Source organism: Devosia sp. ZW T5_3, from assembly GCF_044987315.1.
Lineage (GTDB): Bacteria > Pseudomonadota > Alphaproteobacteria > Rhizobiales > Devosiaceae > Devosia.
Map to the genome: position 1 here is coordinate 290,867 of NZ_JBJDRE010000002.1, position 13,160 is coordinate 304,026.

Annotated in this window: 11 protein-coding genes; 3 read left to right on the forward strand and 8 right to left on the reverse strand. The window is 61.4% G+C overall.

The genetic code is table 11. The features are described 5' to 3' along the window. Positions 1–30: 30 nt before the first annotated feature. Positions 31–1,056: a septal ring lytic transglycosylase RlpA family protein gene (locus ACI3KW_RS03900; protein ID WP_404847047.1), complete on the reverse strand. Its 1,026-nt coding sequence runs from the start codon at positions 1,054–1,056 to the stop codon at positions 31–33. A gap of 259 nt (positions 1,057–1,315) precedes the next feature. Between ACI3KW_RS03900 and metH the strand changes: the two genes are divergently transcribed. Beyond that, positions 1,316–5,068, forward strand: coding sequence for a methionine synthase (gene metH, locus ACI3KW_RS03905; protein WP_404847004.1), 3,753 nt, complete (start codon positions 1,316–1,318; stop codon positions 5,066–5,068). Positions 5,069–5,072: 4 nt separating this feature from the next. After that, the gene (locus tag ACI3KW_RS03910; protein ID WP_404847005.1) at positions 5,073–5,417 is read left to right on the forward strand and encodes a hypothetical protein; all 345 of its coding nucleotides are present in this window, start codon (positions 5,073–5,075) and stop codon (positions 5,415–5,417) included. Positions 5,418–5,487: 70 nt separating this feature from the next. Here the strand turns inward: ACI3KW_RS03910 and ACI3KW_RS03915 are convergent, their stop codons facing one another. The 7 genes from ACI3KW_RS03915 to ACI3KW_RS03945 all read right to left on the reverse strand — a co-directional run bounded on the left by ACI3KW_RS03915 (position 5,488) and on the right by ACI3KW_RS03945 (position 10,836). After that, complete coding sequence (locus ACI3KW_RS03915) at positions 5,488–5,967, reverse strand: peptidylprolyl isomerase (protein ID WP_262167688.1); 480 nt, start codon at positions 5,965–5,967, stop codon at positions 5,488–5,490. A gap of 101 nt (positions 5,968–6,068) precedes the next feature. Continuing rightward, a complete protein-coding gene (locus ACI3KW_RS03920; RefSeq protein WP_262167686.1) occupies positions 6,069–6,620 on the reverse strand; it encodes a peptidylprolyl isomerase in 552 nt (183 codons plus the stop codon). Next, positions 6,617–7,111: a pantetheine-phosphate adenylyltransferase gene (gene coaD, locus ACI3KW_RS03925; RefSeq protein ID WP_113120305.1), complete on the reverse strand. Its 495-nt coding sequence runs from the start codon at positions 7,109–7,111 to the stop codon at positions 6,617–6,619. Before coaD ends, ACI3KW_RS03920 begins: the two co-directional genes overlap by 4 nt. A gap of 31 nt (positions 7,112–7,142) precedes the next feature. Beyond that, on the reverse strand, positions 7,143–7,643 hold the full coding sequence (locus ACI3KW_RS03930) for a GNAT family N-acetyltransferase (protein WP_404847006.1): 501 nt from the start codon (positions 7,641–7,643) through the stop codon (positions 7,143–7,145). Next, a complete protein-coding gene (locus ACI3KW_RS03935) occupies positions 7,643–8,260 on the reverse strand; it encodes a LysE family translocator (RefSeq protein WP_404847007.1) in 618 nt (205 codons plus the stop codon). The genes ACI3KW_RS03930 and ACI3KW_RS03935 overlap by 1 nt, the downstream gene beginning before the upstream one ends. Positions 8,261–8,423: 163 nt before the next feature. Beyond that, positions 8,424–9,938, reverse strand: coding sequence for an ATP-binding cassette domain-containing protein (locus ACI3KW_RS03940; RefSeq protein ID WP_404847008.1), 1,515 nt, complete (start codon positions 9,936–9,938; stop codon positions 8,424–8,426). A gap of 571 nt (positions 9,939–10,509) precedes the next feature. After that, positions 10,510–10,836 carry a hypothetical protein gene (locus ACI3KW_RS03945; protein ID WP_262167679.1) on the reverse strand — a complete coding sequence of 109 codons (327 nt, stop codon included), beginning with the start codon at positions 10,834–10,836 and terminating at the stop codon, positions 10,510–10,512. A gap of 198 nt (positions 10,837–11,034) precedes the next feature. Between ACI3KW_RS03945 and parE the strand changes: the two genes are divergently transcribed. Beyond that, positions 11,035–13,050: a DNA topoisomerase IV subunit B gene (gene parE, locus ACI3KW_RS03950; RefSeq protein WP_404847009.1), complete on the forward strand. Its 2,016-nt coding sequence runs from the start codon at positions 11,035–11,037 to the stop codon at positions 13,048–13,050. Positions 13,051–13,160 lie beyond the last annotated feature (110 nt).

Below are 13,160 nucleotides of genomic sequence, written 5' to 3' on the forward strand. Positions count from 1 at the left end.
CACCCAGGATAGCCGCGCCGGCTTTATAGACTAATAGAGATTTACGTCGCTGAGGCCAAGTTTTCGTGCCAGCGCGATAGCGTCTTCGCGACCTACGCCGGGCTTGAGATAAGTCAGCGTTAGCCGCGTTGCTGGCGTGCCATTGACGGAAACTGGCTCTTCCAGAACCGAACCGATAACAGCAAATTGTTCGGACAGCGCGATTGCATTGGCCTGGTCCGAGAAGACACCAAGCCCCAGCTTGATCGTGCGCGAGTCGGCATCCACCGATTTGGCCCAATCCTGCAGGTCGGGAGACTTGGTCGCCATGGCGTTGACGGCGGCGAAGGCCGTGCCGATGTTCGCGTCCTGGGCCTGCGGCGTGGTGTCGGAATAGGAGAATAGATTGCCGAAGAAATTGCCGGCCATGTCGGCCAGGCTATTGGTGCCATCGGCATAACGGGTGCCACCGGAGATCGGCGGGCCGTCATAGCTGGCCAGCAAAGCGCGGGTGTCATCGCCTTCGAGTGGAGCCTTGCCGACATATTCGACCTGCACCTGTGCGGAGCCGTTATTGACGTAGCCGAGCATTTCGGCGGCGCGGTGGGAGAGGTCCATGATGCGGCCGGGGAGATAGGGGCCGCGGTCGTTGACGCGGACCACGATGGAGCGGCCGTTTTCCTGATTGGTCACCCGGACATAGGATGGCAGTGGCAGTGTGGGATGGGCGCCGGTGATGGCATTGGCGGAGAATATCTCGCCATTGGCAGTGCGGCGGCCGTGGAAATCCGAGCCATACCAGGAGGCGTTGCCGGCGGCGCGATAGTTCGGATCCTCTTGAGGAACATAGACTTTTCCGCGCACCGTATAGGGCTGGCCGACCTGATAGCGCCCTCCCCCCTTGGGCGGATTGGGATTGTTGGTAACGCGGGGAGAAACGCCGACGCCATACTCTTTCGAGCTGAAGGCGCCGCGCTTGACGGTGGCGCCGAGGCCGCCGGTATAGCAGGCCGCAAGTGTCGGGGCGATCAGGGCGCCGAGGGCCACGAGGCGGATGGCTTGGCGCCAGGGGGTCATCGTCACGGTACGCAAACTCTTACGCTGGTCACACTGGTACGCACAGATCATAACGCGATCTCGTGCCGTAATGCGCAAAGAACCCTTTTCTGGTTTCAGCCAGGTTAAAGGGAACGGACTGTTAGCATTGAGCGTAGCATTTGACGTAAATTGGCGGTGCTTGAGTGCAAAATGTGGCAGTGCTCCTGTCCTTGCATCTCAAGGGATATAAAGATATCTTTATGTCACCGGAAATATCGATCGAACCGAGGTGATGGCGATGAGCCAGCATGAGAACACCCACATCCCCGACTGGAACGAGGTCCGCACCGCGCTGGCCGAGGCAGCGCGCGAGCGCATCCTGATTCTGGACGGCGCCATGGGCACCATGATTCAGCGCCTCAAACTCACCGAGGAAAATTTCCGCGGCGAACGGTTCAAGGATTGGACGCTGCCGCTGCAAGGCAACAACGACCTGCTGGTTATAACCGAACCGCAGATGATCGAGGATATCCATTACCAGTATTTCATGGCTGGGGCGGATATCGCCGAGACCAACACGTTTTCGGCCACCTCGGTGGCGCAGGCGGACTATGCCTGTGAAAGCGCGGTCTATGACATCAATTACCAGGGTGTGCTCGTCGCGCGCCGTGCGGCCTTGCGAGCTGAGGCCGAGGACGGAAAGCGGCGGTTCGTGGCGGGCGCGCTTGGGCCGACCAACAAGACCTCGTCCATGTCGACGGACGTCAATAGCCCCGGTCACCGCGCCATCACTTTCGATGAACTGGTCGTGGCCTATGGCGAAGCGATCCGCGGCCTGGTGGATGCCGGCGCAGACCTGCTGCTGTTTGAAACCATCACCGACACGCTGAACACCAAGGCCGGCATCTTTGCGGCACAAAAGCTGTTCCGCGAACGCGGCATCGATGTGCCGATCATGATTTCGGGCACCATTACCGATCTTTCCGGCCGCACGCTATCGGGCCAGACGCCGACGGCGTTCTGGTATTCGGTGCGCCACGCAAATCCGCTGACCATTGGGCTCAACTGTGCACTGGGCGCCAATGCCATGCGCGCCCATCTGGGCGAATTGTCCGATGTGGCCGATACGTTCATCTGCGCCTATCCCAATGCCGGCCTGCCCAATGCCTTCGGCCAGTATGACGAAACGCCCGAATTCATGGCCGAGCAGATCGAGGGCTTCGCGGCCTCGGGCTATGTCAACATTGTCGGCGGCTGCTGCGGCTCGACGCCCGACCATATCCGCGCCATCGCCGAGGCCGTGGGCAAGCACAAGCCCCGCGTGGTGCCGGAAGCCGACAAGCTGCTGCGCCTGTCAGGCCTTGAGCCCTTTACGCTGACCAGCGACATTCCTTTCGTCAATGTGGGCGAACGCACCAATGTCACCGGCTCGGCCCGCTTCCGCAAGCTGATCACTGCCGGCGATTATACCGCCGCGCTCGATGTTGCCCGCGACCAGGTGGCCAATGGCGCCCAGGTCATCGACATCAACATGGATGAGGGCCTGATCGACAGTAAGCAGGTGATGATCGAATTCCTCAACTTGCTGGCCGCCGAACCCGACATCGCCAAAGTGCCGCTGATGATCGACTCTTCCAAGTGGGAAGTGATCGAGGCGGGCCTCAAATGCGTGCAGGGCAAGGCGCTGGTCAATTCCATCTCGATGAAGGAAGGCGAAGAGCAATTCCTGCATCACGCTCGCCTGGTACGCGCCTATGGCGCTGCCGTGGTGGTGATGGCATTTGACGAGCAGGGCCAGGCTGACACGCTGGAACGCAAAGTCGAGATTTGCACCCGCGCCTATAAGCTGCTCACCGAGGAAGTCGGCTTCCCGCCCGAAGATATCGTGTTCGACCCCAATGTGTTCGCGGTTGCCACCGGCATCGAGGAGCACAATGGCTATGGCGTCGCCTTCCTTGAGGCGACCAAGATCATCACCGACACCCTGCCCCATGTGCATATTTCGGGCGGCATCAGCAACCTGAGCTTCTCGTTCCGCGGCAATGAGCCGGTGCGCGAGGCCATGCATGCGGTCTTTTTGTACTATGCCATTCAGAATGGCATGGACATGGGCATCGTCAATGCCGGCCAACTGGCCGTCTATGAGAGCATCGACAAGGAACTGCGCGATGCCTGCGAGGACGTGATCCTCAACCGGCGCGAGGACGCGACCGACCGCTTGCTGGCGCTTGCCGAGCGCTATCGCGGCGCCGCCGGCAAGGAAGTTGCCGCCAAGGATTTGAGCTGGCGCGAAAAGTCGGTCGAGGACCGCATCGCCCATGCACTGGTCAATGGCATCACCGAATATATCGATGCCGATACCGAGGAAGCCCGCCAGAAGCTGCCGCGGCCGCTGCATGTCATCGAAGGCCCGTTGATGGCCGGGATGAGCATTGTTGGCGACCTGTTCGGCTCGGGCAAGATGTTCCTGCCGCAGGTGGTAAAATCCGCCCGCGTCATGAAGCAGGCCGTGGCTTTGCTGCTGCCCTATATGGAAGCCGAGAAGAATGCCGACGGCAATGCCACGGGCCGCAAGAGCGCCGGCAAGGTGCTGATGGCGACGGTGAAGGGCGACGTGCACGATATCGGCAAGAATATCGTCGGCGTGGTTTTGAGCTGCAACAATTACGAGATCATCGATCTGGGCGTCATGGTGCCCACGGCCAAGATCTTGCAGACGGCGCGCGACGAGAAGGTCGACATTATCGGGCTCTCCGGCCTCATCACGCCTTCGCTGGACGAGATGGTGCATGTGGCTGCCGAAATGGAGCGGGAAGGCTTCGACATCCCGCTGCTGATCGGCGGGGCGACGACCAGCCGCGTGCATACGGCCGTCAAGATTCACCCGCGCTACAACGCCGGCCAGGCCGTTTATGTCAACGACGCCAGCCGCGCCGTGGGCGTGGTGGGGAACTTGTTGTCGCAGGATACCAAGGTGACGTTTATCGAGCAGGTGCGCGCCGAATATGCCAAGGCGGCCAATGCCCATTTGCGGGCGGAGGAAGAAAAGCAGCGCCTGCCGCTGGCCAAGGCCCGCGCCAATGCCTTCAAGCCGGATTGGTCGGGCTATACGCCGCCCAAGCCGAGTTTCCTCGGCACGCGCGTGTTCGAGGATTATGATCTCGAAACGCTGGCGAAATATATCGACTGGACGCCCTTCTTCCAGACCTGGGAACTCAAGGGCCGCTACCCCGCTATCCTGCAAGACGAGAAGCAGGGCGAGGCCGCGCGGCAGTTGTTCGCCGATGCGCAGAAGATGCTCAAGCAGATCATCGAAGAGCAATGGTTCCATCCGCGCGCCGTGGTCGGCTTCTGGCCGGCCAATGCGGTGGGCGACGATATCCGCCTGTATAGGGATGAGGGCCGCGCCGAGGAGTTGGCCACGCTGTTCACCCTGCGCCAGCAGCTGAGCAAGCGCGATGGCAAGCCCAACATGGCCCTGAGCGACTTCGTGGCCCCCGCCGGCACGCCGGACTATCTGGGCGCCTTCGTCGTCACGGCGGGACTGGAAGAAGTGGCTATTGCCGAGCGCTTCGAACAGCAGAACGACGATTATTCGTCGATCCTGGTCAAAGCCTTGGCCGACCGCTTCGCCGAAGCCTTTGCCGAGGCTATGCATGAGCGGGTGCGACGCGAATTCTGGGGCTATGGCGCCAGCGAAACCTTCTCGCCCGAGGAACTGGCCGGCGAACCCTATAAGGGCATCCGCCCTGCCCCAGGCTATCCGGCCCAGCCCGACCACACGGAAAAGACCACGCTGTTCCGTCTGCTCGACGCCGAAAAGAATGCTGGCGTGACGCTGACGGAAAGCTACGCCATGTGGCCAGGATCGTCGGTTTCGGGCCTCTATTTCAGCCACCCGGACTCCTATTATTTCGGCGTGGCCAAGGTGGAGCGCGACCAGGTGCTGGATTATGCGCAGCGCAAGGGCATGAAGGTGGAAGAGGTCGAACGCTGGCTCGGCCCGATCCTCAACTACATTCCCGGCCCCGCCATCGTGGCGGCGGAGTGATGCCATGGCCCGCGTTGAGCCAATCCCGGTAACCTTGGTAACCGAGCCCACGCGCCTGTTGGTGCTGGACCCGGACACGGCCTTATTACGCCTGCCCGCCAATAGCGGGCACGGCCATGCCGATGGCGACTATTGCATCGCCTGCGCCGGGCGCAGCGACGTGCGCACCATGCTGTTCGACCTGCTCGAAGGGGCGAAACAGGGACTGCGGCCGGCGTTCAAGAATGTGGTGGTGGATGCGAGCGCCGTGGCCGATCCGGCACAAGTTGTTGCCGCGCTAACGGGCAAACTGCCGGCGCAGGCCATGCGGGACCATACGGTGGCGCGGTTGTTTTATCTGGTGGGGTGAGTGGACGCCGCTCGGTGCTGACGGCCTAAAAGGCGGATGAGGATCAAATACCCTCATCCGCAGGCTTGGCTTAAGCAGCGATATCGGCGGCGACTTTGACCGAGATCATCTTGTCGGGGTTGATCACGGGCTCGCCGCGCTTGATCTGGTCGACATTTTCCATGCCTTCGATGACCTTGCCCCAAACGGTGTACTGCTTGTTGAGGAATGGCGTGTCGCCGAAGCAGATGAAGAACTGCGAATTGGCGCTATCGGGGCTCTGGGCGCGGGCCATCGAGGCGGTGCCGCGCACATGGGGCTCGGCGTTGAATTCCTGCTTCAGATCGGGATACTTCGAACCGCCGGTGCCGCGGCCCTGCGGGCAGCCGGTCTGGGCCATGAAGCCATCGATCACGCGGTGGAACACGATGCCGTCGTAAAAGCCTTCGCGTGCCAGCTTCTTGATGTGGGCGACGTGATTGGGCGCCAGGTCGGGGCGCATGGCGATGACCACCTTGCCCTTGGTGGTTTCGATGACGAGGGTGTTTTCGGGATCAGTGATCTCGGCCATTTTCTGCAACTTTCGTGTTGGGGGAGGCTTGTCGCAAGCCTTGGCCCCGCATGTAAGGAATGTTGGCGTTTGGCGCAACCCGAGCGGGCCGCGGCACTGTCCTACTTATATTCGATCTTGGCGGAGACGATCTTGCCGGGGTTCTGGACCATGCCGGACTGATCGGTGCCCTTGGGCAGCGCGTCGACATATTCCATGCCGGAAACGACCTTGCCGAAGATGGTGTACTGGCCATCGAGAAAGCTGGCATCGGCGTAGGTGATGAAGAATTGCGAATTGGCCGAGTTCGGATCCTGCGCGCGGGCCATGCCGAGCACACCGCGCTGGAAGCTTTCCTTGTCGGTGAATTCGGCAGCCAGATCGGGCAGTTCGGAGCCGCCCATGCCGGTGCCGGTCGGGTCGCCGGTCTGGGCCATGAAGCCGTCGATGACGCGGTGGAAGACCACGCCATTATAGAAGCCCTCATTGGTCAGCGTCACGATGCGCTCGACATGCTTGGGGGCCAGCGCGGGCAGCAGCTCGATATCGACGTCGCCCTTTTCGAGCGTCAGGATCAGGTGTGGCGTGCCTGTCTGGGCGAAGGCGGGAGCGGCGAAGGTTGCGGCCAGCACAGCGGCGGCGACCAGGGCAAAACGGCGGGTGAAGGCGATCATTTGGATTTCAGGGCCTTGAGTACGATTTGCGGGACAAAGGCGGAGATATCGCCGCCCATTTCAGCGATCTGGCGGACCAATGTGGCCGAGATATGCCGCACGGGTGGGCTGGAAGGCAGGAACACGGTCTGCAGATCGGGCGCCATCTGGGCGTTCATGCCCACCATCTGCATTTCATAATTGTAATCGGTGGTATCGCGCAGGCCGCGGATGATCAGCTTGGCGCCATGCTCGCGCGCCGCATTGACCATGAGGCCGGAGAAATCGACGATTTTGAATTCGGTGTCGGTGCGCTTGCCCACCGGGGCGAGCACCTGCTCGAGAATTTCGAGCCGATCGGAATGGGCGAAGAGCGGCGTCTTCTTGCCCGCATTGATGCCGACGGCCACGACGAGCGTATCGACCAGCTTGCAAGCACGCTCGATGACATCGAGATGCCCATTGGTCAAAGGATCGAACGAGCCGGGATAAAATCCGACGAGCTTGGTCATTGGGCCCTCCCCCTGTTTGGCGCGGTTTGTGTCATGGGTCGATGGCCCAATGCAAGCGCGGAACCGCGTGGAGCGTAAAGACATCGAGCCCGTCGGGACCGACATCCTGCTCGATCAGGCCCCATTTGAGCCGTTGATAAAAGCCGCGCATAGGCGGCTTGGCGCAGAGATAGAGGGACGAGCGGCCCTGGGCGAAGAGCCTTGCCGTCGCGGCATTGACCAGCGCCTCGGCTATCCCCTGGCCGCGCCGGTCGGGCTCGACCCAAAGGGCGGCGATCCAGGGCGACAGCAGCGGGCGGGCAGCCAGATCGGATTCTATGGCGGTTACCGTGCCGGTGAACCCCTCGTCATCGGCCGCAACGAGACTGAAGGGGAATGCTCCGCCTGCCAGAACGTCGGCCAGGGCCGTTTCGACATCGGTGAGCGCAGCGCCGTACGGGCGCCAGAATGCCTGCCAGATTCGGTCGGCGACGATGGCTTTGAATTCGGGCGCGTCGTTCAGGTCCTGAATCGTTACCGAGTTGCCGCCCATCAGGCGCGTTTTTGCAAGGCGAGCCAGACGCCGCCGCACATCAGCACCGCGCCGGAGACGCGATTGACCAGGCGCACGCGGGCGGCGGTCAGCAGGTGGCGAGCCCGACCTGCAGCCACGGCATAGATGCAATCGCTGGCGGTGGCGACAGCCATGACGATCAGCCCCAGGATCATGATTTGGCCGAAGGCGGGGCGGCTCACATCGATGAATTGCGGCAGGAAGGCGCTGAGGAACAGCAGGGTTTTGGGATTGGACCAATTGGTCAGCACGCCCTGCCAGATATAGCGGCCGACCGGCAGGCGGGCGCCATCGGCAAAGCTGAGCTGGCCGGAGGAGCGGAACATCTTCCAGCCGATCCAGATCAGATAGGCGGCGCCGACAATCTTGATGATTTCAAAGGCGCCGGAGACGACGCTCATCACCGCTTCGAGGCCAATGGCCACGATGAAAACCATGCTGAACATGCCCAATTCGGTGCCAAGAATGGTGAACAGCCCGGCCCTCGTACCACCGGCCAGCGAATTGGCGATGACCACCGACACGGAGGGGCCCGGAATGATGGAGAACAGCAGACAGGCCAGCATGTAGGGCAGAATGATTGCGGGATCGATCATGATGTCTCCTCAGGGAGCCTGATGAAGCCCCCTAGCAGGGAGGTAGCAAGCCATTGCGCGCAGGAAAGTGCAAGAGGGCTTTGGCTGACCGCCAATTCAGCCGCAACGAGGGGACGAAGGCAATGAGCGTGCGTCTTTGCCCTCCGCCCCTTCGTTAAACCGCCTACCCTGCGACGGTTGCCGCGAAAAATCCTTCTGGATCATCCACTTCCTTCAATCTCTTACCATCGATCTGTAGGAACCGGCTCCCCAGCGCGCGCACGAAACTGCGGTCATGTGACACCAGGATACAAGTCGCGCCATGGGCCAGGATTTCGCTTTCCAGCTGCTCCTGGCCCGCGATGTCGACATGGTTGGTGGGCTCGTCCAGCAGGTAGAAATTGGGCTGGCTCAGCCGCAGCGCTAGCAGACCAAGCCGCGTGCGCTGCCCGAAGGACAAGGTCGCGATGGGCTTGTCCTGCTTCTCCACCGGGAAGCCGGCGGCGGCCAGCAGGCTCTTGCTGCGCTGGTCGCCATTGTCGAACTCGCCGGTGATGAAGGCCAGCGGCGAAAGCTTGTTGGGCAATTGCGTCATGGCCTGATCGATATAGCCCACATTGAGCTGCGGGCTGACGCGAATGCCCGGCACGTCCTGCCGCGTCATGGCGCGATGCAGATGCCCCATCAGCTGCGACTTGCCCGTGCCATTGCGGCCCAGCAGGACGACGCGGTCGCCCTGAAAAATATGCAGCTTGTCGATACGGAACAGCTTGCGGCCATCCGGCGTGGTCACGTCGAAATTCTCGATGGCCAGCAGCACTCGCGCCTGCGCGCCGCTATTGCTCAGCTTGATGTCGCCCGAGCGCTCCTTGTGCAGCTCGTTGAGATTATCCTCGATCTTGCTGGCGCGCTCGCGCAGATATTTGGATTTGACCGTCAAAAGGTCGCTGCCCGAATTGATGCCGATATTGGTCAGCTTGGCCGCCTGCCGGCGCAGCCGGTCGACTTCCTTCATATCGCGTTCGCGCTTGAGTTCGGCGGCTGCATCCAATTCATCAAGCGCGATGCGCGCCTTGCCATAAGGCAGCGGGAAATAGGCCGAATTGCCGGGCCGCAGGAACAGCGTGCGATTGGTGGTGGCGTCGAGAAACGCGCGGTCGTGGCTGGCAATGATAACCGGGATGTTACGGGCCGCGCGCTCCAGCCAGTTTTCCAGCAGCAACAGCTTGCCCAAATCGAGGTGGTTGGTCGGCTCATCGAGCAGCAATGCATCGGGCTCGGCGATCCAGCAGCGGGCGATCAGCGCGATGCGCTGCCAGCCCCCGCTCAGTTCTCGTACCGGCTTTTTCCAGAGATCGTCGGGCACTTCGAGATCGACCAGTACCACATCCACCCGCCAGCTATCGCTGGCTCGGTCGGCTTCGGGCAGCATAGCAAGCACGGCGTCGTAAAGCGGCATATCGAGAATGCCCGCCGGCACGTCCTGCTCGACATAGCCGATGCGCAGGCCGCGCGAGCAGATGATTTCGCCTTCGGTGAGTTCGCCCTTGCCGGCTATGGCCCGCAGCAGCGTGGTCTTGCCCTTGCCATTGCCCGCAACCAGGCCCACGCGGTCGCCTTCGGCGATGACGATGTCGAGTTTGCTGAAGAGTGTGTCGGTTGCCGTAAGGCCGGCATTGCGGAGGCTGATCGAGCCCATTTTCGTCTCACTGGTCTGGCGCTGTATATTCGCGCGCCTTTGCATTCACTGCGCGGCTGCAATCAGTGCGCCGCCTGGAAGGGCAAACCAGAATGGGAGACAGGAAGAAGTGTCAGTACCAGTCGCTGGTCAGCCCTGTAGCGTGTGCCACAGGGCCTGGACGGGGCCGCGCTGACGATGCTCGAACGAAAATCTCATGCAGCCCTCCTCCGTGCTGGTGTTGATCAATGACGCAGCAATAACCCCGGCCGCCGCGAAAATCAATTCGCGGCGGTCAGATGAGGTAGAACAAGGCAGAAACTATAGTCAGCGCCCCAAAACGCGGGACGGACAGCTTGGCCAACCGGTACGCAATACCTGATCCGGCATGCGGCCAAACACCGAGAAATGAGCCAGCAGGGTTCGCTTGATACGCAGAACGACGATCCCAATCGGCTCGCATACGGCAACTCCAGACAAAAACCGTATGTCCACTGTTTTAGCAGCGGGCGTTTAAGAAAGTGCTTTCAAGAAGCAAACGGAACGTAAATACGGCGCCCGATCTTGGGACGGTTTTGTGCCGATATGTTGCTCAACCCGCCGGGCGCAGGCGCATCCGTTCTTTGATATAGGCGCGGCAATAGTTGTAGTTGAGCTGATAGACCCAGCCGCCCTGGGTGGCTCGCACCTTGATCAGCCCGTCATTGGGCACATTCAGCGAGATATCGGTGTAGCCAGCGGCGGCAATCGTGTTGCGGATCTGCCGGTCAGTCTGGCAGATCACTCGGCCATGGAAGAAATCTTCCCGTTCATCGCCAAAATGGAAGCCGAAGCCAAAGGAGGGCTGCGCTGTTGCGGCGCCGCTCATTCCCCCGATCATGAATAAGACAGAAACCAGGGCTAACCCGATCTTGCGCATGGCCATCTCCCGGCTGCGATACATCAGCTAGCCGCATAGCAGACACATGCTGAACCAGCGCCGAACTGCCCGCTCATAATTCGCTCAGATATGTGGAAATTCCAAGGCACAGCCGCCGATCGGGCACCAGCGTGCGCTCGGGATCAGATATGTTAAAAGGCGGAATCGCCCGATTCGGGCTTTAATACGGATAGTGCATTGTCCCAGGCAGACGACCTTTTCGGCGGCCCCATCGAACCCGAACGCCCACGCGTAAAAACCGAGGCGCCCAAGCCCGCCGCTCCAGCGGTAGCGGGAAGCTATTCGGCCGCCGATATCGAGGTTCTGGAAGGGCTCGAGCCCGTCCGTCGCCGGCCGGGCATGTATATCGGCGGCACCGATATCAATGCACTGCATCACCTGTTTGCCGAAGTCATCGACAATTCGATGGACGAGGCCATTGCCGGCCATGCCAGCCGTATCGAAGTGCATTTCGGCGAAGATGGCTACATCACCGTCTCCGACAATGGCCGCGGCATCCCGGTCGAAAAGCATCCAAAATTTCCAGGCCGCTCCACTTTGGAAATCGTGCACACCGTGCTGCATGCCGGCGGCAAGTTTGATTCCAAGGCCTATGAAACCTCGGGCGGCCTGCATGGCGTAGGCGTTTCGGTGGTCAATGCGCTGTCGGACGACATGGTGGTGGAAGTCGCGCGCGAGCAGCAGCTTTACCGCATGACCTTCTCGCGCGGCATTCCGCAGGGCGATATCGTGGCGCTCGGCCGCGTCAACAATCGCCGCGGCACCACCACGCGTTTCCATCCCGATCCTCAGATCTTTGGCGAGGCTGCCAAGTTCTCGGCCGCCCGCCTGTTCAAGATGACGCGCGCCAAGGCCTATCTGTTCGGCGGCGTCGAGCTGCGCTGGAGTTGCGACGAGAGCCTGGCTACCGAGGAAGCGCCGGCCAAGGCGGTGTTCCACTATCCCGACGGGCTGCGCGACTTCATGACCGCGCGGATCGAGGGCGAAACCCGCATTGTCGACGACATTTTCTCGGGCAGCACCGGCAAGGCCGGCTCGCATGGCGCGGTGGAATGGGCAATCGCCTGGACGCTGGGCGATGGCGGCGTCTCCTCCTATTGCAATACCGTGCCGACCCCCGACGGCGGCACGCATGAGACCGGCCTGCGCACCGCCGTGCTGCGTGGGCTCAAGAATTATGCCGAGCTGACCAAGAACAAGGCCGCTGCCATCCTGACGGCGGAAGATGTGTTCGCCCATTGCAGCGCCATGCTCTCGGTCTTCGTGCGCGAGCCCGAGTTCGTCGGTCAGACCAAGGATAAACTGGCCTCGGGCGAAGCCACCCGCATTGTCGATACGGCTTTGCGCGATGCGTTCGATCATTGGCTGGCGGCCTCGCCCAATCAGGCCGGCAAGCTGATGGATTGGGCGGTCGAGCGGGCCGAGGAACGCCTGCGCCGCCGCAAGGAAAAAGAGATCGACCGCGCCAGTGCCACCCGCAAATTGCGGTTGCCGGGCAAGCTGGCCGATTGCACCCAGGGCGCGGCACAGGGCGCGGAACTCTTCATCGTCGAAGGTGACTCGGCTGGTGGTTCAGCCAAGCAGGCGCGTAACCGTGCCAGCCAGGCCGTGCTGCCGCTGCGTGGCAAGATTCTCAACGTGGCCGGCGCCAGCCGCGAAAAGATGGCGGCCAGCCAGCTGATCGCCGATATGATCCAGGCTTTGGGCTGCGGCACGCGCGATCGCTATCGCGAGGATGACCTGCGCTACGACAAGATCATCATCATGACCGACGCCGACGTGGACGGCGCCCACATCGCTTCTCTATTGATGACCTTCTTCTTCCAGGAAATGCCCAAGCTCATCGATGGCGGGCACCTGTTCCTGGCGCTGCCGCCGCTGTACCGCATCAGCCAGGGCCCCAAGACGCTCTATGCCCGCGACGACGCGCATAAGGACGAGCTGATGGCCACCGAGTTCACCGGCAAGAGCAAGGTCGACATCACCCGCTTCAAGGGCTTGGGCGAAATGCCCTACGCGCATCTGCGCGAAACGACCATGTCCCCCAAGTCGCGGACGCTGTTGCAGGTTAAAATCCTGGACGAGCTGGATGCCACCAAGATCAGTGTCGATCGCCTGATGGGCAATCGGCCGGAGGCGCGGTTCGACTTCATCCAGGAGAACGCGGCCTTTGTTACGGACCTCGATATCTAGGCGAGTCGAGCCTCACACTGATGTGAATCTCGACTTATCTTGACCATCTGCGCAGCAGTTAATGTTAAATCTTGCAAGGCCGTTGACTTGAAAGGCCTTTGCGCTATGGT

What these genes read in the sequence shown, in the direction of transcription:
- ACI3KW_RS03900 (WP_404847047.1), bottom strand. Translation starts at nt 1,056, where the DNA reads ATGACCCCCTGGCGCCAAGCCATCCGCCTCGTGGCCCTCGGCGCCCTG.
- metH (WP_404847004.1), top strand. Translation starts at nt 1,316, where the DNA reads ATGAGCCAGCATGAGAACACCCACATCCCCGACTGGAACGAGGTCCGC.
- ACI3KW_RS03910 (WP_404847005.1), top strand. Translation starts at nt 5,073, where the DNA reads ATGGCCCGCGTTGAGCCAATCCCGGTAACCTTGGTAACCGAGCCCACG.
- ACI3KW_RS03915 (WP_262167688.1), bottom strand. Translation starts at nt 5,967, where the DNA reads ATGGCCGAGATCACTGATCCCGAAAACACCCTCGTCATCGAAACCACC.
- ACI3KW_RS03920 (WP_262167686.1), bottom strand. Translation starts at nt 6,620, where the DNA reads ATGATCGCCTTCACCCGCCGTTTTGCCCTGGTCGCCGCCGCTGTGCTG.
- coaD (WP_113120305.1), bottom strand. Translation starts at nt 7,111, where the DNA reads ATGACCAAGCTCGTCGGATTTTATCCCGGCTCGTTCGATCCTTTGACC.
- ACI3KW_RS03930 (WP_404847006.1), bottom strand. Translation starts at nt 7,643, where the DNA reads ATGGGCGGCAACTCGGTAACGATTCAGGACCTGAACGACGCGCCCGAA.
- ACI3KW_RS03935 (WP_404847007.1), bottom strand. Translation starts at nt 8,260, where the DNA reads ATGATCGATCCCGCAATCATTCTGCCCTACATGCTGGCCTGTCTGCTG.
- ACI3KW_RS03940 (WP_404847008.1), bottom strand. Translation starts at nt 9,938, where the DNA reads ATGGGCTCGATCAGCCTCCGCAATGCCGGCCTTACGGCAACCGACACA.
- ACI3KW_RS03945 (WP_262167679.1), bottom strand. Translation starts at nt 10,836, where the DNA reads ATGCGCAAGATCGGGTTAGCCCTGGTTTCTGTCTTATTCATGATCGGG.